23 protein-coding genes are annotated in these 20,837 nt (G+C 69.5%); 19 read left to right on the top strand and 4 right to left on the bottom strand.

Annotated features, from left to right (window positions below; translation table 11 throughout):
* Nucleotides 1–5 precede the first annotated feature (5 nt).
* The 17 genes from ABH928_RS09915 (at nt 6) to ABH928_RS09835 (ending at nt 14,645) form a co-directional block, all read left to right on the top strand.
* Nucleotides 6–1,349, top strand: coding sequence for a helix-turn-helix domain-containing protein (locus ABH928_RS09915; protein ID WP_370064333.1), 1,344 nt, complete (start codon nt 6–8; stop codon nt 1,347–1,349).
* Nucleotides 1,350–1,358: 9 nt separating this feature from the next.
* Nucleotides 1,359–2,774 (top strand): helix-turn-helix domain-containing protein, encoded by a 1,416-nt coding sequence (locus ABH928_RS09910; protein WP_370064331.1) that lies wholly within the window; start codon nt 1,359–1,361, stop codon nt 2,772–2,774.
* A complete protein-coding gene (locus tag ABH928_RS09905) occupies nt 2,774–3,679 on the top strand; it encodes a phosphotransferase enzyme family protein (protein WP_370064329.1) in 906 nt (301 codons plus the stop codon). Before ABH928_RS09910 ends, ABH928_RS09905 begins: the two co-directional genes overlap by 1 nt.
* 557 nt (nt 3,680–4,236) lie before the next feature.
* Nucleotides 4,237–4,965, top strand: a complete 729-nt coding sequence (locus ABH928_RS09900) for a DUF2786 domain-containing protein (protein ID WP_370064327.1) — start codon at nt 4,237–4,239, stop codon at nt 4,963–4,965.
* Nucleotides 4,966–5,031: 66 nt separating this feature from the next.
* Nucleotides 5,032–5,490, top strand: coding sequence for a DUF6197 family protein (locus tag ABH928_RS09895; protein ID WP_370064325.1), 459 nt, complete (start codon nt 5,032–5,034; stop codon nt 5,488–5,490).
* Nucleotides 5,491–5,586: 96 nt separating this feature from the next.
* Entirely contained in the window at nt 5,587–7,308 is a 1,722-nt protein-coding gene (locus ABH928_RS09890) for a ParB N-terminal domain-containing protein (protein ID WP_370064323.1), read from the top strand.
* Between the two features lie 63 nt (nt 7,309–7,371).
* On the top strand, nt 7,372–7,776 hold the full coding sequence (locus tag ABH928_RS09885; RefSeq protein WP_370064321.1) for a hypothetical protein: 405 nt from the start codon (nt 7,372–7,374) through the stop codon (nt 7,774–7,776).
* Nucleotides 7,777–7,891: 115 nt separating this feature from the next.
* Nucleotides 7,892–9,109 carry a hypothetical protein gene (locus tag ABH928_RS09880; RefSeq protein ID WP_370064319.1) on the top strand — a complete coding sequence of 406 codons (1,218 nt, stop codon included), beginning with the start codon at nt 7,892–7,894 and terminating at the stop codon, nt 9,107–9,109.
* A gap of 79 nt (nt 9,110–9,188) precedes the next feature.
* A complete protein-coding gene (locus ABH928_RS09875; protein WP_370064317.1) occupies nt 9,189–9,539 on the top strand; it encodes a hypothetical protein in 351 nt (116 codons plus the stop codon).
* Between the two features lie 122 nt (nt 9,540–9,661).
* Complete coding sequence (locus ABH928_RS09870) at nt 9,662–10,528, top strand: hypothetical protein (RefSeq protein WP_370064315.1); 867 nt, start codon at nt 9,662–9,664, stop codon at nt 10,526–10,528.
* 264 nt (nt 10,529–10,792) lie between these two features.
* Nucleotides 10,793–11,809 carry a DUF3560 domain-containing protein gene (locus ABH928_RS09865; protein ID WP_370064313.1) on the top strand — a complete coding sequence of 339 codons (1,017 nt, stop codon included), beginning with the start codon at nt 10,793–10,795 and terminating at the stop codon, nt 11,807–11,809.
* A gap of 79 nt (nt 11,810–11,888) precedes the next feature.
* Nucleotides 11,889–12,476: a hypothetical protein gene (locus ABH928_RS09860; protein ID WP_370064311.1), complete on the top strand. Its 588-nt coding sequence runs from the start codon at nt 11,889–11,891 to the stop codon at nt 12,474–12,476.
* Entirely contained in the window at nt 12,473–12,886 is a 414-nt protein-coding gene (locus tag ABH928_RS09855; RefSeq protein ID WP_370064309.1) for a DUF6197 family protein, read from the top strand. Before ABH928_RS09860 ends, ABH928_RS09855 begins: the two co-directional genes overlap by 4 nt.
* Nucleotides 12,887–12,959: 73 nt before the next feature.
* On the top strand, nt 12,960–13,346 hold the full coding sequence (locus ABH928_RS09850) for a DUF6181 family protein (protein ID WP_370064307.1): 387 nt from the start codon (nt 12,960–12,962) through the stop codon (nt 13,344–13,346).
* A gap of 141 nt (nt 13,347–13,487) precedes the next feature.
* On the top strand, nt 13,488–13,766 hold the full coding sequence (locus tag ABH928_RS09845) for a DUF6211 family protein (protein WP_370064305.1): 279 nt from the start codon (nt 13,488–13,490) through the stop codon (nt 13,764–13,766).
* A 43-nt stretch (nt 13,767–13,809) separates the two neighbouring features.
* Complete coding sequence (locus tag ABH928_RS09840; RefSeq protein WP_370064303.1) at nt 13,810–14,466, top strand: hypothetical protein; 657 nt, start codon at nt 13,810–13,812, stop codon at nt 14,464–14,466.
* Between the two features lie 2 nt (nt 14,467–14,468).
* Complete coding sequence (locus ABH928_RS09835; RefSeq protein ID WP_370064301.1) at nt 14,469–14,645, top strand: hypothetical protein; 177 nt, start codon at nt 14,469–14,471, stop codon at nt 14,643–14,645.
* A 36-nt stretch (nt 14,646–14,681) separates the two neighbouring features.
* On the opposite strand, the gene ABH928_RS09830 is transcribed toward ABH928_RS09835, so the two are convergent.
* The 3 genes from ABH928_RS09830 to ABH928_RS09820 form a co-directional block, all read right to left on the bottom strand.
* Nucleotides 14,682–15,848, bottom strand: a complete 1,167-nt coding sequence (locus ABH928_RS09830; RefSeq protein ID WP_370064299.1) for an IS630 family transposase — start codon at nt 15,846–15,848, stop codon at nt 14,682–14,684.
* Nucleotides 15,849–16,015: 167 nt separating this feature from the next.
* Nucleotides 16,016–17,014, bottom strand: a complete 999-nt coding sequence (locus tag ABH928_RS09825) for a hypothetical protein (RefSeq protein ID WP_370064297.1) — start codon at nt 17,012–17,014, stop codon at nt 16,016–16,018.
* A complete protein-coding gene (locus tag ABH928_RS09820) occupies nt 17,011–17,994 on the bottom strand; it encodes an ABC transporter ATP-binding protein (protein WP_370064295.1) in 984 nt (327 codons plus the stop codon). The genes ABH928_RS09825 and ABH928_RS09820 overlap by 4 nt, the downstream gene beginning before the upstream one ends.
* A 158-nt stretch (nt 17,995–18,152) precedes the next feature.
* Here ABH928_RS09820 and ABH928_RS09815 point away from each other — a divergent pair, with 158 nt between their 5' ends.
* Both ABH928_RS09815 and ABH928_RS09810 read left to right on the top strand, forming a co-directional pair.
* Nucleotides 18,153–19,292 carry a sensor histidine kinase gene (locus ABH928_RS09815; RefSeq protein WP_370064293.1) on the top strand — a complete coding sequence of 380 codons (1,140 nt, stop codon included), beginning with the start codon at nt 18,153–18,155 and terminating at the stop codon, nt 19,290–19,292.
* Complete coding sequence (locus ABH928_RS09810) at nt 19,289–19,972, top strand: response regulator (RefSeq protein WP_370064291.1); 684 nt, start codon at nt 19,289–19,291, stop codon at nt 19,970–19,972. The genes ABH928_RS09815 and ABH928_RS09810 overlap by 4 nt, the downstream gene beginning before the upstream one ends.
* Nucleotides 19,973–20,160: 188 nt before the next feature.
* Here ABH928_RS09810 and ABH928_RS09805 read toward each other — a convergent pair whose 3' ends face one another.
* A complete protein-coding gene (locus tag ABH928_RS09805; RefSeq protein ID WP_370064289.1) occupies nt 20,161–20,784 on the bottom strand; it encodes a hypothetical protein in 624 nt (207 codons plus the stop codon).
* Nucleotides 20,785–20,837: the final 53 nt, after the last annotated feature.

The following is a 20,837-nucleotide window of genomic DNA, read 5'->3' as shown; positions in this document are numbered from 1 at the left end:
GTGCCATGCCATCGGATTTGACGTTCGGAGAGCGGATCCGAGCCGCCCGGATCGCCCGGGGATGGAGCCAGCCGCAGTTAGCCCGCAAGCTCGGCATCGCCGAAGGCCGAGGTCATGAGGGCCTTGATCGCGGATCGGTGTATCGATGGGAGCGCGGGACCCGGGTCCCCGACTACTGGAAGCCGTGGCTGATCCAGGTCCTCGATCTCGACGAGGAGCCGGAGCCGGACCCTCAGGCGGCGCCTGATCTTGGTGCCGATCACGACCTGTCCGGCGATACCGTGGCGTCAGTCGTCCAGTTGGGAGGCATGGACTTGGAGCGACGGCAGTTCCTCGCCGCCACCGGCGCGTACGCGCTGGCAGCTCTCGCCTTGCCGGACCTGGACGCGATCACCCGCCGCACCCGCGCAGCCGCGTCCGGAGCCCCGGTCAACGTCGGCCACGGCGAAGTGCTGGCGATCCGCCAGATGACCTCCGTGCTGGGTGACGCCGCCTCCGAGCTCGGTGGCGGACACGCCCGCCACCTGGCCGTGCGCTATCTCGCTCAAGACGTCGCCCCGTGGCTGAACGGCAACTACTCCGAGGCGACCGGCCGCGACCTGTTCGCCGCGACCTCCCAACTGGTCCACTTGGCCGGGTGGATGGCGGGTGATGAGGGCAACCAGGGCCTGGCCCAGCAGTACTACGCACACTCGTTTCGCCTCGCCGCCGAGGCCGGCGACCCCGAACTCTCCGCGACCGCCCTGCGCGGCATGGCGGTGCAGGCGATTGACCTCGGACACCGGGCCGCAGCCGTCCGACTATCGGAGGAGTGCGTGCACTACGCCACCTCGATCCAGGACCCGCGAGCGGTGGCCTACTACCAGGCAACACTGGCCAACGCCTCCGCACTGGACGGCGACCGCCGAACCGCGAGGGAAGCGCTGATGGCTTCGGAGTCGGCGATCGAGAACGCACCGAAGACACCTGGGGAGTCCTGGGCTGCCCACTATTCGGTGGGCCGCTGGGCGCACGAGACCGGCATGATCCTGGCCCAGCTCGGGGACCTGGATGCCGCGCAGGACCACCTCCACCATGCGCTCGCCATTCACGGCCTGGACCGGCGCCGGACCCGCGCAATCGTGCTGGCCGACCTCGGCCAGGTCCACCTCCGCCGTGACGACACCGACGCGGCCCTGGCCACCTGGAGCGACTTCCTCGACACCGCCGAAGGCATCCGCTCGGTAAAGGTCACCGGCGCCGTCGACGAAATGCGGGCCCGGCTCCACCGGCTCCGAGAGATCCCTGCGGCCCAGGAACTTGATCAGCGAGCCGGTGATTCCGAAAGACGACCATCGCCCGGAACTTGACGCGATGTAATGGACAGAGCACAGCCGGGCCCCGGACAGGGACAGGAGTGCCGGGAGGAGGAGACCGTGCCGTATCCACGGAGACCACTGGAACCGACCAGATCAGCCACTGACTGGCTCGGTGCGGAGATCCGGTATTGGCGTGAGGCGCGTGGGCTCAGCGCAGCAGACCTGGGGCGCAACGTTGGGCTCAGTACGGACGCGGTTGAGAAGATCGAGAAGGGCGACCGCCTCTGCTCGGCTGAGCACGCAGGCTTAATGGACAAATTCCTCAACACTGGCGGTGTCTTGGCCCGATTTCAGCCCTTTGCCAAGTCTGAAGCGGACAGACGACGACGCCAAGCGGACAATCAGCCCAAGCGAGTCGCCCCCACGGCGGCGGGCGGCATCCTGGCCATGAGCCGATCGATCAAGGAGTCGCACCCCGTGCATCGCCGTACGTCGGGCGCACCAGGCGCCCTCGGCCTGGCCGCAGGGCTCGCCTCGCTCGGCGAAGAGCAGGGATTCGGAGCAAGGATCAGTGCAGCTGACGTCCGGCGCGTCGAAGAGACGGCGACACAGCTGCGCGAGTGGGGAAATCTACACGGCAGCTCTGGCGCGATCTTCCAGACCTCCTCCTTTGACCTTCTCCAGCAGAGCGTGGAGCGCGCAGGCGACTGCTCTCCCCGAATCCGTCCACAGCTCCTCGCAGCTGCGGGCCGACTGGCTCTGACGCTGGGTTCCAACCAATTTGACGGATTCCACCACGAGCAAGCCAAGACGTTGTTTGCCCTGGCCACTGCCTGTTCCGAAGAGGCTGATGACTGGACTCTGCGAGCCAGTGTCATGAACTGGCGGGCGCGGCAGGCCATTTGGCTGGGCCGACCGGATCAGGGCCTCACCTTCGCCGAAGTGGGCCTGGTACGGCCCGATCGCATTCCGCCCCGTGCTCAGGCTGCCCTCCACAACTGCCGCGCTCGGGCCTACGCCCTCCTCGGTCAAGCCAAGCCATCCCTCTCTGCCGTGGATGCCTCTGACCGCCTCTTCGACTCCGCCTGGAGCCAGGACGAGCCAGCATGGCTGGCCTACTACGACGCGCCCCAGCACCACGGAGACACTGGCCACGCCCTTCGGGATCTCGCCATCGCCGGCATGTTGTCGCCGGACCGGGCCGCTGACCGCTTGCGTACAGCAGTGGCCGGGCATCCCGACGCCTATCGGCGGAGCCGCGCCATGTCGATCAGCCGACTCGCTACCCTCCTGCTGGTGACCGGCGATCCGCAGGAGGCGATGACCGTGGCCCACCAAGCCCTGGATGATGTCGGCCAGGTGCGCAGCCACCGCGCAGCAGCCGACCTCAGCGAATTCGCCACCCTTGCCGCTCGGCGCGGAGCCCCCGGCACCGCCGCCATCCGGGAACGGATTGCAGCGGCGGTCGGCCGGTGATGGCCCCGGCGATCATGGCGGTGGAAGCCAGCCGGGAACACCTTCGTGAAGCATGCGAAGCGGTCGGCCTGCTCAGGCACTCTGACCAGGCTGAGCTGATAAGACTTGGCGAGAACGCGATGTGGCGCCTGCCCTCCCTTGGCCTCATTGCCCGGATTGCGAGGGACGGTCAGCAAAGTGCAGCCGCCCGCGAGGTGAGGGTCGCCTCTTGGCTCGCGGTCAACGGCATCCCCGCGGTGAAGCCCGCCGAGGATCTCGAACAGGCATTGGAGGTCAGCGGCCGAGCCGTGACCTGGTGGCTCGACCTTGGGCCACACCGCCCAGGGACCGTGGCCGAACTAGCAGCCCTACTCCGACGACTCCACGCACTCCCCGTTCCTGACGGCCTCACTCTCGGGCACACGGACCCGTTCGTCCGCTTGGATGAGCGGATTGGTCAAACTGACCTCGACGCAAGCCAGCAAGCCTGGCTGCATCAACGGCTGGCGGAACTGCGCCAAGCCTGGGAGGAACTACCGAGCGCTTCGGCCGAAGTAGTCGTCCACGGTGACGCTTGGGCTGGGAACGTCGCCGTCACTCCCAACGGCAACGCTCTCCTGCTGGACTTCGAGCGGACTGCCATCGGCCCCCGGGAGTGGGACCTTGCCAGTACTGCGGTCGCCTTCCAGACATCCGGCACCGTCAGCACTGGCAGCTACCGAAGCTACTGCCGCGCCTACGGATTCGACGTCACGGACTGGCCTGGCTACCCAGCTCTGCGCGGCGCCCGCGAGCTGCGGCTCGTCTGCTTCGCGGCGCAGACAGCAGTGCAGCACCCAACTGCCCACGCCCAGGCCGTCTACCGCCTGGAATGCCTTCAAGGCAAGCACGGCCCACGACCGTGGTCTTGGAGCCCTGTCCCATAAGCCCAACGCTGTGTGAATCAGACGGGTGGGATGGATCCATCCTCCCCTTTGCCGGCATCTCGACTCGTCAACCTCATCCGCAACGGCACCTGTGCCTCCGGCGGGTCCTCTCTCGGAGGGGGAGCGGGCAGTGTCTCGGCGCTCCCGCCGTCGTGGCTGGGGTTGGAGGTGGGGGGTTCCCTCCTCGGTCGGACGACACAGCAGGGCGCACCGCGCCGCAGGGGTAGAAGGTCGTACGTCCGGGTCCGCGAACTACTCCGCTCCTGCGTCGCTGCGTACTTCCCGGCTTCCGGGCGCTCCACCTTCCACCCCTGCCCCACGGCACGCTGGGGCAGGGCCGTCCGACCGAGGAGGGAACCCCCGCCGAGGCCCGTTGTGGGCTGACGCCCGAGTCCGTTTCCGCCGCCAGTTCTGCCGAGAAATCGCAGGTCAGGGGTGGACGGGCAGCTAAAAACATGGTTTAATTAATGATGTTGGAAGGGGAGGGCAACCCCCGGAAGACGCTCCCACCGCCGGGCCGCCCGGCGGAGCCTCTCACCACGAAGGACCAGAACGACATGACCGACCAGGCGAACGCCAAGCTGGCCACCATCCGCGCGCTCCTTGCCCGCGCCGAGCACCCCACGACTCCCGAGGCCGAAGCCGAGCTTGCCCGCAATCGCGCGTTCGCGATGATGGCCAAGTACGGCATCGAGCAGGCCATGGTGGACGCGGCGAAGGGTACCGGCACCCCGACGGACCGTCGGATCACCTGCGAGGCCCCGTGGGCGATGGAGCGCGCGAGCCTGGTCAACGTGATCGCCCGCGCCCTGGACTGCAAGGCCATCTTCATGCCGCGTGGCAGCGGATCGGGGCGCGTGCTGCACGTCTTCGGCTATGCCGGTGATCTCGACCGCGTGGAACTGCTCTACACCTCGTTGCTGCTTCAGATGGCCAGCGGGCTCGCGGCTCAGCACGTCCCGGCCGGGCAGGGAGTGCGGGCGTGGCGCAGGTCGTGGCAACTGGGGTTCGTCGGGCGCGTCGGCCGCCGCCTTGAGGAGGCCGAGCGCGGAGCACGCGAGGAGGCGCGCGGCGAGACGACCGCCACCGGCCGCAGCGTCGCTCTCGTGCTGGCTGACCGTCAGTCCGCCGTGGAGAGCGCGTTCCGCACCGCCTACCCGAGGGTTCGCACGAGCCGGACCACCATGACCGGCAACGGATACGGCAGCGGTTGGGCGGCAGGGGGCAGTGCCGACATCGGAGGCCGCCGCATCGGCCGCAGCGCGGCCAGGGTCCTCTCCGCCTGACCGTCCGTCCGACCAACCGGGGGCGGACCGTCTGCCCGCCCCCGGCCACCTTGAAGGGAACTCCCAATGGCCCAGAGCCCCGCCGTCCGCATACTCAACGCCGCCGCCCGCCATATCGAACGCGTCGGCCTCTATCAGGGGGGCGAGCATCTGTGGCAGCCCGGTCGCATGGGCGACACCGCCCCGTGCGGCACCCTGCATGCGTGGGACAGGGGCGTATGTGCCGCCCGCCCCGCGCGCAGTGTCACCGACGAAACGCAGTGGGAGGCGTTCCGGCACGGCCACGCCCGCGCGCTGAAGGCTATCAGCGACCTTGTGAACGGCACGCCGATCAATCCGGTCCGTTGGCGCATGCTGCGGATGAGCGCGACCTCATGCAGGCAATCCGTGCTGTGGGAGTGGGGCGATCAGCCCGGCCGCACCGCCGAGGAGTGCGCCGCCGCGTTCCGCGAGGCCGCCCGCCTGGTCCAATGTGACGACGATTACATCTCCCTGCTTGCCCATCAGCTCCAAAACATGGTTTAATTAATGGTGCCGGAAGGGGAGGGCAACCCCCGACCGGCACCCCGCCCCCGGGCCGATCGGCCCGGCGGCCCCTCTCACCGAGAAAGACTCACGAACATGAGCGCCACCACTGTCGAGGCCCAAGCCGGCATCCAGGTCACCCCTGCGCCGTGGCCGACCATCGCGGTCGCCGAGCTGCTGGCCCACCCCGGAAACGTCCGCGAGACCGAGATGCCCGCCGAGCTGCTGGCCAGCATCGAGGCCGAAGGCATCGCCGAACCGCTCTACATCGTGCGCGGCAGCGCCGAGGCCCCGCAGATCATCGACGGGTTCGAGCGACTGGCCGCCGCTAGCGCGCTGGGACTGGAGTCCGTCCCCTACACGCCGCGTCCGGTGATCCGGATCGACGCGCTCACCCCGCACCCGAAGAACGTCCGCGACGAACTGGACTTTGAGGAACTCGTCCCGTCGCTCCAGGAGTTCGGCTGCCGGGACCTGATCAAGATCCAGCGCATGCCCGATGGCGTGATCCAGGTCAACGACGGCAACCGTCGCCTGTTCGCCGCGCCGCTGGCGGGGCTGACCCACCTGCCCTACGAGTGGGACGAGGAGCAGGACGAGGCCGGGCAGATCCTCGGCATGATCACTAGCGCGCAGCACCGCCGGGGACTGACCCAGGCCGAGACGATGGCCGCGATGTTCACGGCCGCCGAGGCAGGCGCGGACGTGCGCAGCATCGCCACGGCCGCAGGCGTCAAGCGCCGGGACGTGAAAGCGCTGGTGAAGTCCCGTTCCGACGCAACGCTCAAGCAGTCGTTGGAAGCCAGTTCCTACGCGTGGACGTTCGAGCAGCTGGCCGCGCTCGGCGAGTTCGCCGATGACCCGGACGCGGTGGCGGCGATCACCGCAGCCGCCGACAACTACCGTCCCGAAAGCTCCATCGAGTGGCAGATCAGCATTCAGCGCGCCAAGCGGGAGACCCGCGAGCAGGCCGAGGCCCACCGCGCCGAGCTCCAGGAGGCGGGCCAGCAGATCCGCGAGCGGCCCGAACTGTCGGACCGCGCAACCCCGGTGTGGCGACTGCGCACCACCGAGGGCGAGCGCATCGGCCCCCAGGAGCACGCCGGATGCAAGGGCCAGATCTGGGTGCTGGACAGCGACGACGACTCCAAGCTCACGCCCTACTGTTCCGCGCCGGTCCTGTACGGCCACGCCGAGCCCGGAACCGCTACCGGCAAGGTTAGCGGCGACGAGGACCAGGAAGCGGAGAAGAAGGCGCGAGCCGCCGTCAAGGTCGGGAACCTGCATTGGGATGCCGCCGAGACCCGCCGCCGCCGGTGGATCAGCGACCTGATCAAGCGCCGCACGCTCCCCAAGGACACCGCCACCGCGCTCACAGGCCACATCAGCACCGCCCTGCTTGACGGTACGTGGGACGTGGGCGGCAGCCTGAACAGCGACCGCACGACGGAGATCCTCGCCGCCCTGCTGGGACTCCCGCCGAAGCAGCACGCCCACCGCAGCGGTTTCACCGACCAGGTCAGCAAGGACCCGCGCCGCGCCGTGCAGCTCCAGTTCGCCGCCATTGCCGCCGTCCGCGAGCGCAGCGCGGGCCGCTACGCCTGGCGCACCGATCACATGCGCTGCGCCGAGATCCGCAGGCCAACCGCCAAGTGGCTGACCATCCTTGAGGCACTGGGCTACACCCCGAGCCCCGTCGAGCGGGCCGTCATGGATGACGTGGCCTACGACCCGGACGCCCGACCGCAGTTCACCGACGACGCGGAGCCGGAGGCCGACGACGACGGCCAGGGCGACGACGCCGAAGCCGCAGCCTAAGACCGCCCGGACGCCGGGGGCAGGCACCGCGCTTGCCCCCGGCAGCCCCTCCGAGGAGCCCCGATGCCCCGCTATGCCACCCACGATGCGGCCGAGGACGTCTGCGGATGCTTCCGCGCCCCGGCCGACGAGTACACCGCCACCGCCGCCGACACCATGCAGGCCCGCGCGATCGCGGCCGGTTTCGCCGAGTTCGGCATCACCCCCGCCCACTGGTCCGCCGCCTACGACGCCGAGGCCGCCGCCGTCCTGCTGCGCGTGGACACCCCGCGCGGACTGTTCGCACTGGCCATCCCCGCCCTCGGTCAACCGTTCCCGGTCTACCACCGCCGCCAGCGCATCGGAGCACTGGACTGCCGCCGCACCTACGGCACCACCGACAGCTACGTAGCCGCCCTGTTCGCCGCCTACCTCCGCGACCGAGGCGCGCTGGACTTCCCCGGCAAGGACCGTTGCCTCACCGCATAAAACATGGTTTAATTCATTATGTCGGACGGGGGAGGGCAACCCCTCGACCGGCACTCCCGCCGCCGGGCCGACCGGCCCGGCGGCCCCTCTCACCACAGAAGATCGAGCGAGAATCATGAGTGCAGGTATCAGCTTCAGCGTCCCCGCCACCGCCGAGCGCCGGGTCCGGCAAATGGTCGAGGCCACCAATGCTCGCGCGGCCCTGCATGGGCTAACCGGCTACCAGATGAGCGTCACCGCACCGTTCCTTAGCGACTACACCGACCCCTTCTCCGGCGGAGTCATCGGCCAGCGCCCCACCGTCACCGTGCAGTTGACCGGAGCTGTCCCGCGCCACCAGGGATGGACCGTGCTCGCCCGCCTGGACCACGAGGAGGAAGGCGAGATGATCATCAGCCTGTTCCCCGGGCTCAGCGACGAGCAGGCCGCCGCCGCGAACGGCTACCGCGCGGTCGCGAATCTCTGCCACGGCTGCCGCGCCGCGCGCCACCGCACCGCCACCTACCTCGTGCGCCACGACAGCGGCGAGTTCCGGCAGTTGGGCAGCACCTGCGTGGAGCCGTACACCGGACTGCCGATCAAGGGACTTCTTGCGCTATGGCGCATCCAGGCCATCAAGGATTCCGATTGGGACGAGAAGGACGGCGGGGTGCCCGCCGATCTGCGGGTGCCGGTGGCCGAGGTGCTGCGGGTGGCGGCCGCCGTCGTCGCGGCGGACGGCCGCTACTACAGCCGCGCCGACGAGTGGCGACGCGTGATGCCCACGGCCCACGCCGTCGAAGACTACTTCTTCAACGCCAAGGCCCCGCAGGAGTGGAAAGCCGCGCTGGATGCCGACCCGGACGCCCGCACCACCGGCGAGGCGATCCGCGCATGGGCCGCCCAGGGCTACGGCGACGACGACGCGTACCGCCACAAGATTGGTCAGCTGGCGAGGGTCGAGACCGTATCCCCGCGCCATCTCTCCGTACTGGTGTCCGCGATCGCCGGATGGCGCAGGGACCAGGAGCGCGCCGAAGCCGAGTGCGCCGCCGAGCAGTCCACCGCGCAGGGCATCATCGGCCAGCGCCACACCGTCCCGGCGACCGTGACCGCCGTCATCCCGCTGGAAGACCGGCACTACGGCTACCGCGTCCAGAGCCGGAACCTGATCAAGTTCCAGGACGTCAACGGCAATGTCTTTGTTTGGTTCAGCAGCGCCGCCAAGCTCCCCGCGCGGGGCGACCAGGTCGAGGTGACCGGCACCGTGAAGGAGCACGGCAGCCACAGCGGCACCGTTCAGACCGTGCTCACCCGGTGCCGGATCAGCCAGCCGCAGCCCGTCGCCGCTTAACCCCCGCCGCTGGCCGGGCGGAACCCGCCGCCCGGCCCCACGTCACCCCCAGTCGCGCACCCCGCGAGGAGAACTCCCCATGGGCGCTGACCTGTTCACCATCACGCCTACCTGCACCGGCCAGGCCACCCACGTCCGCAACCTCCTGCGGATCGCCGTCAAGGGCACTACCGACCCCGACGACAGCTTCGCCGAGCACCACACCAACGCACAGGCCATGCTCCGGGCCGGAGACATCACCGACCACGGCCGATGGACGCTCACCGCCGCCCAACTCGGCACCCTCGCACTCATGGTGGCCATCGAGCGGGCATGGCGCACCCTCGCCGAGGTCGACACAGTGCACGTGCCCGCATGCCTGGCGGCCATCGAGAAGGAGATCACCGACGTGCACCAGGCTGCCCGCCAGGGCGAGGATGCCCACGGGTAGAGGGTTGCTACGCATCCAATAACATGGTTTAATTAATGACATCGGAAGGGGAGGGCAACCCCCGATCGACACCGCCGCCAGGCCGGTCGGCCCGGCGCCACCTCTCACCAGAAGGACAAGTCATGGCCCGCAACACGATGACCCCGGAAGAGCGCGCGGCGTACGGAGCGCAGATGCGCGCCGAGCTGGAATCGATCATGGACCGCGCCTACGCGGCGATGACCACCGACCCGGAGTTCTGGGCGGCCGTGATGCGCACCGCCGCGATCCTGCCCGACCGCAGCACCGGCAACGCGATCGCTATCACCGCCCAGTGCCCGCAGGCGACCTGCGTCAAGGCCGCCGCCGACTGGCGCAAGGTCGGCCGGGGCCCGGCCAAGGGCTCGCGCTCGCTGCGGATCTGGACCCCCATCAAGCGCCGCGTTGACGCCGAGCAGGGCGAGGGCACCGCCGCCGAGACCGGCCGCCCGGCCGACGCGCCTGCCGAGAGCACCCAGCAGCGGGTGTCCGGCTTCAAAGCCGGGCCGGTCTTCGACCTCTCCCAGACCGACGGCGACGCGTTCACCCCGCCCGCCCCCGAGGTGTTCGCGGCCGAGGTGCTGCGCGATGTGCTGGTGACCCAGTACCGCAAGAAGTACAACGAGGACCCCGAGGCGTCCAGCGGCATCGCGTTCCAGCAGGAGGCCCCGGACGATGCGGTGCGGATCCTGCTCTACGGGCACGCGTGGAGGCGCATCCCGGCCGCCGAGTCCATCGCCACCGGCCAGCACGAAGCCGAAGTGACGTCGGCCGCGCACGTCGCCGCGCTCATCCTCGGGATCAACCCCGGCCCGGCCGTCATGCCCCCGCTCGCGGGCATCCTCACCGACGGCAAGAAGCCCCCGGTCTACGGGGCGGCCGTCCGCGCCGTCGAGGCTGGCCGCCTGATCGCCGCCGCCGTGACCGCCGACGCCCGCGAACTCGCCGGGGCGGGCCAAGCCGCAGCCTGACAGACCGTCTGACCCTTCGGTGTCGGTGGAGGGAGGGCAACCCCTCCGCCGACACCTGCCGCCAGGCCGCGCCGGGATCTGGCCGGCCCCGGAAGCGGACGTGCCCCGCGGGGGCACGGCTGCCCCTGTCGCCGCGCTGGGCGCGGCGACCGCGGCCCGCTCGTCCCTCGCGTCCCGCGCCGGTGGGCACCCGCCGTCGGGACGCGGACCTCCGGGCCTACGGCCGGACGAAACGCCACTCTCACCAGAAAGACCAGCACCACCATGACCATCGAGATCATCCACACCCGCAGCGACGGAACCCTGATCCACGGCACCCGCAAGGGCGAAGGCAGTGCCGAGGTCCTCAGGACCCGCGACTACTCCACCGGCTACACCCAGCCTGCCCGCTACTCCCGCACGCTCGGTTGCTGGTACCTGCCCAACAGCCGAGACAAGCGCACCTCGAAGCCCATGCTCGAAGCCTTGGCCGAGCGCCTGCGGACGGAGGGGTTCACCGTCACCGTGACGATCCGTGAGGCCGACCGCCGCACCTTCGCCGAGGCCGAACGCGATCGGGTCGAGCGCGCCGAGGCCCGCGCCGAGCGGTTCGCCGGATACGCGGGCAACGCCGCCGCCCGGTCGGAGGCCGCATGGGAAGCAGGGAAGCGTATCGCGGACGGTATCCCGCTCGGACAACCGATCCTCGTCGGCCACCACTCCGAAGCCCGCGCCCGCCGTGACCAAGAGCGTATGGAACGCGCCGCCCGGACCAGCATCGCCGAAGCCAACAAGGCGGGGTACTGGTCGGGCCGGCATCAGGCCGCCGAATCCTACGAGCGGCACCGCAACAACCCCGGCCGCACCCTGCGCCGCCTCGACAAACTCCGCGCCGACCTGCGCGCCGTCGAGAAGTGGCGGCGCGGCGATCCGGCCAAGGGCTACCACCGTGACCACACCGACCCCGACACCATCGCCGAACTCGCCATCCGGCACGACGAACTGACCGAAGAGATCCAGCACTGGGAAGCCGTCATCGCCGAAGCCGAGGCCGACGGCGTGAAGATCTGGGGCAGGGCGGACTTCCAGCGCGGACAGTTCGCCCGCTACGGCGGCACCTGGTACGAGGTGCTGCGCGTCAACACCAAGTCGTTGACGATCCCGCACATCCACAACGGCATCGGCCGCAAGGTCGTCCGCGCGACGGACGCTGCCAACGGCTGGACCTGGACTCTGCCCTACCACGAGGTCACCGGGCACACGACCGCCGACGAACTCACCACCCAGCCCGCCTCCTCCTGACCCCACCACCCCAGGGGGCGGCGCCAACACACCCGGCCGCCCCCGGGGCCGTCGTCCCCGAACGGACCCGAAGATCCCCATGCGCAACAGCATCCAGGCGTACGCCCACCTCGTGCTCACCTTCGTCCGCGAGATCAACGACTGGCGCGACGAGTACGACCCCGGCACCAACGAGTGGCTCACCCTCTGCGCACTCTCCGAAGCTGCCGAGCAACTCGCCCTGTCCGTCACCGACCACCCGCAACCCACCACCCGGCCGGGCTCCCCGCACGCCCGCACTCTCGACGCCCTGTTCACCGCGTTCAGCACCCGCAATCGCCCCATGGGCACGATCACCTGCGGCAGCTGCGGCACCGGACAGTTCCAAGCCCGCCCCGACGCCGTGTTCGCGTGCGACACCTGCCCGAACACCCTCCACGCGCAGAACCTCAATCTGGACAGCGGCGAGATGTGGGCCGTGGACACCAGCGGCACCCTCGGCAAGGTCACCGACCCCGACCACACCCATCAGGCGATGACCGCAGCCCTCAGCGCCTGGCTCACCGCCGACGACCCGTACACCGAGCGCCGAGCCTTGATCGAGTTCCACGCCACGGCCCTCGACCTGCACACCGCCCTCGCCGCCGGCATCCCCTTCCCCACCGGCAACCGAAGGGAGCGGTCGTGACCGTCCGCTACAGCCCCGACAGCGTCATCGTGCCCAGTGACCCCGCCGACATCCTCGAATGGGCCGCCTGCCACATCGAACATGTCGGCATCCACCAAGGCTCACACCTGTTCGACGGCCCCGGACGCACCGTCACGCTCGCCTGCTGGCCCCGCGGAGCAATCCGCGTCGCCGCCGGAGACGGCCGCTTCACCAGCCACCGCCACTACGACCACGCCGCCATCCGACGCGGCGAAGCCGACGCCCTGCGCATGCTCGCCGAACACCTCGCCGGCCCCCTGATCGACGCCGACCAGGATCCGCACGCCCACCGCCGCGCCGTCGACCAATGGAGCGCCGTCCCCGGCCGCACCGCCGCCGCGGCTGCCCAGAAGATGCGAGCCGCCGCCCGCGCCGACCGCCTGTTCTAACCCCTTGCTCTGGTGGGCGGCAGCGACACCGTTGCCGCCCACCAGCCCGTTCCCGACCACAAGGCACCCGACCATGCCAACCACCACGCGCACCACCGCCCGCCGCGGAGCCGCCCAGCTCAGCGGCGACGGAACCGCCCGGATCACCGTCCCGGTACAACTGCGGCTCAGCGCCGCCGAACTCGCCCGCGCGCTACTCGCCGCACCCGAAGCCGCCGACCCGGCAGTGCTCAGCCCAGTGCAAACCCGAGCCGTAATCGCCGCCGTCCTCGCACGGCACGGCTACGCCGCGCTCGACAGGACCATCTACGACGGGGACAAGGACCAGCACCAGGCCGCCCGCCGCGCGATCCGCGACGCCTACGGCACCCGGTTCCACGGCCACCACCAGGAGCAGCAGTTCCTCGCTGACCCCCTCATCCACAGCGTGAAGAACGGAGACTGGAACTGGAACGAGTAGCGCGCCCGGTCGCGCGAGCAGGCGACGGGACGGCGGGCCGGTCGGCCGCACCCCAGCCGTTGGCGAAAATAGGTGATGGCCAGCGCACATGGGCAACGGCGCTGGCCATCGGTTGTCCTCTCACCAGAGAAAGACCACACCATGGTATTTGATCCACAGCAGCGAAACCCCCGACCCGGCGACCACGTCACGCTCCGGCCAGGTAACAGCCTCGGCACGGACGAGCATGAGACCTTCGTCGTCGTGGACGACAACTCACCCGCCGACGGCCACCTCGTGCTCAACCTCCCGCCCGCAAACCCGGGCCGGGCGGACTGGGCCGCCGCCGTCCAACCGGACGAGGTCGCGCACTGCCAGCGCATCACCGAGGAAGGGGCCGCCAGCTGGACCGTAGGCGCAGGCCCGACAGCACGGCAGTAGCCGCACAGGCCCCCACCGACCGAGGACGAACAGGAGCACCCCCGTGCACCGCGAGAACGGCCGCACGCTCTATTCACGCGCCGACCTGAGCCGCACCCACGGCATCAGCGAGTCCACCCTCCAGAACCTGTGGACCGACCGGGAGAACAACGGCCACCCACCCGCTGAGACGATCAACGGCGTCATGCACTGGGACGGAGCCGTCTGGGTTCCCTGGCACCGAGAGTTCCAGCGGCAGCGCGCCATCGCCGCAACCACGAACGAGCCCCGGTTCGACGGAGACCCCGACGAAGAAGTAGCACCTGCCGAGGCGGCGCGCATCTGTGGGTTCGCCGACAGCAGCACCGTCTCGGGCTACGTCAAGAACCCGCCTGCCGGATGGCCCGAGCCGGACGGCTGGGACGAACTCCCCACCCGACGGCGACCGCGCTGGAAGCGCTGGCGCCTATGGGCGTACGTCTCCGAGCGGCCTGGGCGCGGCCACGCCGGGGGCCGGCCCAAGGGCCGGAAAGCCCTCGCCTACCCCTACCAGGGAGACCCGCGGCTCACCCTTGCGCGCGAAGCCCTCGCACAGCACCCCGGCCTGGCGAACGCCGAGTTGATCCCGTTGCTCCAGTCCCAGACCGAGCGCGATTACTCCCGGACGGTCTGGACGCTCATCCTCAAATCCGCACGCGAAAACCCGGAAGCAGAGGGCTGACCGTGACCCACACCCACTGCCCACGCTGCATGGGCGCGCTCGGCACGAACCCCGCCCGCTCCCGTGTCACCGTGAGCCGGGAGATCCTGATCTGCACCACCTGCGGCACTGACGAAGCCGAGCGCGACTACCGACGCGAACCCCCGATCCCTCCCGAGGACTGGCCGCTGACACGCTGACTTAGTGGTCGACTTCGTAAGTCTTTCGGGGGTTGATCAAGCCGCGAGGGCGCCGGAGAATTCTTCCCCTTGACCGGTGATGTGCCGGTCGAGTCTGTCCAGCAGTGCGTGCAGATCGGAGGTGGTGAACTTCCACTGGAACGGCTGTGCCGTGGCGTTGTAGCGGTCTTCGAAGGCTCGGAGCCGGTCCCTGACCTGGGCGAGATCGATGAAATCGTTGGGCGAGACGACCTTGCGTTGCACCACGGAGAAGTAGATCTCCACTTGGTTCAGCCAGGAGGCGTGGATCGGGGTGTGCACCATGACCGCGTTCGGGAAGGCAGCCGACAATCGGTCGGCGGCCTTGTGGCCGCGGTGGGAAGAGCCGTTGTCGACGATCCAGAACACGCGCTTGGCGCTGGCGTAGGGCTCCTGACTCATGACCTGGGCGACCAGGTTCGTGAAGGGGTCGATGCCGGTGGTTTTCTCAGAGCGGCCGAACACTTTCGCGCGGTGGACGTCGTAAGCCGCCAGGTAGGCCAGGGCGCCGCCGCGTCCATATGTGTGGTTCACCCGCATGGCCCGGGCCCGTCCCGGTGCCAGGGTGGGGTGACAGCGGCAGCGGGCCTGGATCGAGGTCTTCTCGTCGGCGCTGATGACGTACTCGTCCGCGGCCAGGGGCTGGCCGTCCCAGGTGCGTGCGTACAGCTCCAGCACCTGCTCTGCCTTGACCTGGAAGTCGGGGTCGGTGATGAAGATCCAGGACCGATGCTGCCAGGGCTTGATCGCGTCCTGGTGCAGCCAGCGCCGCACGGTGGAGGCTGAGACCGCACCGGCGATCTCGCGGGCGACAACCTCACGGGCCAACTCGGGCGCGGACCAGCGCGAGAGCGGGATGTCCGACTCGGCGGGCAACCGACAGGCCAATGCCTTGACCTGAGCAGCCTGCAACGGGCTGAAGGCGGGTGGGCGACCGGTGCGCCTGCGGTCCGCCAGCCCCGGTACGCCCAGCTCGGCGAACCGGTCCCGCCAGGTCCGCACGGTGTCCAGGTGCAGCCCGGTCTCGCGCGCGATGCGTGCGTTGGAGCGCCCATGCGCGGCGTGCAGGACGACCTGCGCGCGCATTCGCATCCGGTGCTGGGTCTTGTGACCGTAGGCCATCTTCTTCACTCGCTCGCGCTCAGCGGCGCGCAAGACTATTTGGCGGGCAGCGGGAATGGGCAAGACGGGCAGGCCGATCGTGGTTGCTCGGGGACGCCGGAGGTCATCAGGCGTGTGGGCTCGCGGCGAACGAGCCCCTGGAATCTCGTGTTCGCGCAAGAACGCGAGGCACGGGGCTGGGCCTGGCCGCCCGGGGCGCGGGCGGCCAGGTTGTCATCTTGGACGGTGCGTCATGCGTTGCTGTTCGGCGGCTTCTTGCCTCGGTGACGTCGGACATAGAGGACGACGCCGATGGCCAGCAGGATGACGATGACGGGGAGGGCGGGGCCGATGTTGCTTCCGAGCAGGAGTCCCACGGGCGTGTTCCCTTCGTTGGTTGAGCGAGGTGGTCCGGTCAGGCGTCGCGGGTGGCGGACTTCCAGGCGCCGATCGCCGACCAGCCGATGATCCAGCCGGCGATGACGGTGGCCATCGCCCAGGTGGGCATGGGCGGAAGCTGGAACTTGCGGGCCGGCCAGCAGCGACGGTTGCAGTTGGTCCATCGCGACCCCGACGAAGAGGCGCTCGACGTTGACGAGGTGGGGCAGCGCGTGGTCGGCCAGTGCCGGAGTGATGATGATCTGCAGCACGACGAGCAGGATCACCGGCACGGTCCGTTGGCCCATCAACGCTGCAAGGCCGTGGCCGACCGTGAACCCGACGATGAGGTAGAGCTCCAGCCACAGCCCGGCGCCTGCCAGTGCGCCGGCCGAGGGAGCGGGCGCGCCGGGGCTGTGAGGGCTGCCCAGGTACGCGGTCGCAAGCGCCGCCAGCGTGCAGCCGACGGCTGCGAGTGAGAGCAGGAGGGCCAGGCCGGCCGGGATGCGGGCGAGGTAGAGGGCGATCCTGGACCGGCCGGTGATGACGAGGTGGCGGAACATGCCGTCGCTCAGGTCGCCCGTCGCGGCGGTGGCGCCGAACGCGACGGCCACGATGAAACCGAACTCGCTCATCAGCGTGCCGGCGGTCGCCAGGGCCCCCGGGTCTCCGGCCGGCCCGTAGTGCGTGGGGTCGCTCAGGTGGTAGATGAGCCTGATGCCGTAGAAGACGACGGGCAGGGCCACGGTGAACGCCACGGTGACGGTCATCAGGACCGTCCGCTTGCGCAGTTCAAGGATCTTGGCGCCGATCAGCGGCATGGGCGGCAGCCACGAGTCGCGGTGGACGGCGGTGGAGTCGAGCGGGGTCATGAGTCTTCCCCAAGGCGGCTGGTGACGGACAGGAACCACTGCTCGAGACTGGTGTGGACCGGCCGGACTTCGTGGACGGCGATGCCGGCCTCGACGAGGCGGCGGTTGATCTCGGCCGCGCGCCGGCGCACCGGTCCGGCGCTGAGGATGATGTTCAGCCCGTTGTCGGTGATGGTGATGCGGGAGGCGATCTGGGTGCCTTCGAGGGCGCGTGCCGCCGCGGCGGGATCGAAGCACTCCACCTCGACCAGGTCCTCGGTTCCCGCCATGAGCTCGCCGATGGGGCCTTGGTGGATGACCTTGCCGCGGTCGACGATGGCGACCTGGTCGCAGGTGCGCTCGACCTCGTCGAGCAGATGCGAGGAGAGCACGACCGTGCGCCCTTCGTCGACCAGGGAGCGGATGAGTTCGCGCGTCTCGTGCATGCCGGCCGGGTCCAGGCCGTTCATCGGCTCGTCGAGGATGAGCAGCTGCGGGTCGGCGAGCAGGCAGGCGGCAAGGCCCAGGCGCTGGCGCATGCCCATGGAGTAGGAGGAGACCTTGTCGTCGGCACGGCCGGCCAGCCGGGTGCGCTCCAGGGCCGGCCCGATCTGCCGGTCGGCGCCCCCGCCTCTCGCGGCGGCCAGGATCTTCAGGTTCTCGCGGCCGGTCAGGTGGCCGTGGAAGCGGGGTTCGTCGACGATCGCGCCCACGCGGGCCAGGGCGCGACCGCGCTGCTGCGGGACGGGGATGCCGAGCAGTGAGATCGTTCCGCTGTCGGGGCGGGTCAGTCCGAGCAGGGATCGGATCAAGGTGGTCTTGCCAGCGCCGTTCGGCCCCAGATAGCCGAAGGCCACTCCCCGTGGGACGAGCAGGTCGACGGCATCGACTGCTGTGCGGGCGCCGAAGCGCTTGGTCAGTCCGTGCACCTCGACGGCCCACTGGCCGGGTTCACCGGCCGGTGGGGGCGCGGCGGCGCCTTGTTGGGAAACGCTGGTCATCTCTCGGGTCCTTTTCGGGGTTGTCGGCTGATGCCAGCGTCTCCGGGCGCCATCGGATGCGTCTGCGGTCGCCCGGACCAAGGCGTTCATCCGCAAGGATGAATCCGTCTCGCCGCAGGGATGAAGCAGACGGCCTGGTCAGCCGGTACGTTCGGGGTATGCAGGCTGTTCGGCGCGTCGTGGACGGTGACCTGGACCGGTTCCTCGATGCCGGGGTAGCGGTCACCGCAGCCGTGCTGGCCGCCGTCGCCGCGTGGGGAGTGTCCGGGCCGATCGGCACGATCCACGGCCCGGCGTGGCTGCGCGTACTCCTGCCGCTGGCCCTCGGCGCCCCGCTGTTGCTGCGCCGTCGCGCCCCGTTGTTGATGTGGGCGGCGATCTGGGCGGGCATCGCGCTGCTGACTCTGGTCGGCGGGCATCCGCCGCAGGGCCTGTACTTGCTGTTCGTCCTGTTCTGCGGCGCGTATGCCCTCGGGGCTCACGCGGGCTTCCGCGATGCTGTGATCGGGTTGGTCGGCACTGTCCCGGTCATCGCGCTGATCGGTCTCGGCGGGGTCGGCGTGGGCCTGGGAGCCGCACCGCTCGTGGTGTTCTGGCTCGCGGGTGTGCTTGTCCGCGCGCGCAGGCAGCAGACCGCGCTGGCCGAACGCAACGCGGAACTGGAGCGAAAAGCGGAGCAGGTCAGAGCCGCCGAACGGACACGGATCGCGCGGGAGCTGCACGACATCGTCGCCCATCACCTCAGTGTGATCGTGCTGCAGGCCTCCGGTGCCCGCGCCTCGGGCGCGTCAGCCGAGTCGACTCTGGAGAAGATCGAGAACAGTGGACGACAGGCGCTGAAGGAGACACGCCGCCTGCTCGGCGTCCTGCGCGAGGCCAACCCGGACACCGGATTCGCCCCGCAGCCGGGCATCGGCGAACTCGACGGGCTCGCCACCAGCGTCCGCGCCGCCGGCCTGCCGGTGAGCCTGATCATCACCGGCGACCACACAGACGTGCCAGCGGCCGTGGACGTGTCGGTCTACCGCATCGTCCAGGAGGCGCTGACCAACGTCCTCAAGCACGCCGACGCCACCCACGCCGAGGTGGCGATCACCTGCGCCCACGAGGCAGTCACCATCGAGGTCACCGACAGCGGATCCCACCAGCCACCCAACCCGACGCCGGCGGGCGGACACGGCCTGACCGGCATGCGCGAACGGGTCGCCATATTCGGCGGCGAACTGAGTACCGGACCGCACCCCGGCGGCGGCTTCGCCGTGCGGGTGCGGCTCCCCCTGCAGGACGGACCACCGTGATCAACGTTCTGATCGTCGACGACCAGGACCTCGTCCGCGAGGGCCTGCGGATGCTCCTGGAAGCCGAACCGGACCTGGCTGTCGCCGGAGAAGCCGGCGACGGCACCCAGGCTCTCGCCCACGCGCGCCGGCTGGACCCCGACGTGATCCTCATGGACGTCCGCATGCCCACCATGAACGGCATCGAAGCGACCACCCGGCTCATCGAAAGCGGCTCACGAGCCCGGATCCTCATGCTGACCACGTTCAACCTGGACGAATACGTCTACCACGCACTCAAGGCCGGCGCGAGCGGCTTCCTACTCAAGGACGCCACCCGCGAGCAGCTCGTCGGCGCCGTCCGCGCCGTGGCCTCGGGGGAAACCCTCCTCGCCCCCGCCGTCACCCGGCGACTGATCGAGGACTTCTGCAGCAGACCCGCCCCGGGCACCCCCACCGATGGCGCAGCGGGGCGGCTGAGCGAACGCGAACTCGGCGTCGTCCGGCTCGTGTCCCAGGGAATGTCCAACGCCGAGATCGCCGCGAAGCTCTACCTCAGCGAAGCCACCGTCAAAAGCCACATCGCCCGCATCCTCGCCAAACTCGACCTGCGCGACCGCGTCCAGATCGCCGTCCACGCCTACGAACACGGCATCGTCCGCCCCGGCCACAACACGCCGCCCCCAGCGCAGGAATTCTAGTTGGCCAGGCGCACGACTCCGGAACCGAGTCAACCCCCGAAGGACTTACGAACTCGACCACTTAGGTTCCGCGACGTTCGGCGTAGCCATCGCGGCGGGAAAGCGAGATGTCCGACACCGGTACTACCGGTGTCGGGCATCTGTCCTTCATAGCCGCAGGGCGAGGATGCTCACTCCGCTGGGTGCGCTCACCCGGATGTCGTCGGAGCCGCGCGCGCTTGCTCTCGCTGAGTCGTTCCATCTTTTGGCGATACCGGACTCGGAGCGCGATCAGCTGCCGCCCGAGACGACGGTGTCGACGCGGCTGCCGCGCCAGCGAGCGTCGCTCGCACCTCCGCCAACGTGAGGCCCGTCAGGTCAGCGATCTGATCACGCCGCTCGCCCAGCGCTGATAGATCCACCAGCGCCCGTTGCGCCGCCGCTTCTGGTACTGCGGCTGCTACTTCCGCGTCCGCGAGGAGCTTCTCCGCACGAGCCGCAGCTTGCTGCCTCAGAGCGCGTGCTCGTGCTGTCTCCTCGTAGTAGTCCGTGAGGGCGGACTCGACCCGCTTCTCGTGCTCCAAGCGCTGCGCGTCTCGCTGTGCCTTGGCTGCCTGTGCCGCTTTCGCCGCGGCTGACCGCGACGCTGCAATTCGTCCACTCATGCGCAGCACCATAGCCGCATCCTGCCAGGTGAGAAAAGCCTTCGGATTGCCCTTTGGGAAACGATGAGAAGTTTTGAGAAACGTCGAGACATCTCTCGAAGAAAAAACCTCGCCGAGCCTCCGATTGACATTGTCTGACCAGCAGCGTTGCTCCATCTCTGAGGTCATCCAGACACCTCTTGCAGATATTCTGAGCATGGCCCGCTGCGCGGATATAAGCT

It is taken from the genome of Streptacidiphilus sp. MAP5-3 (genome assembly GCF_041262505.1).
Classification (GTDB): domain Bacteria; phylum Actinomycetota; class Actinomycetes; order Streptomycetales; family Streptomycetaceae; genus Streptacidiphilus.
Note: the sequence above shows the minus strand (reverse complement) of the source record. Positions and strands in the feature narration are given on the sequence as shown.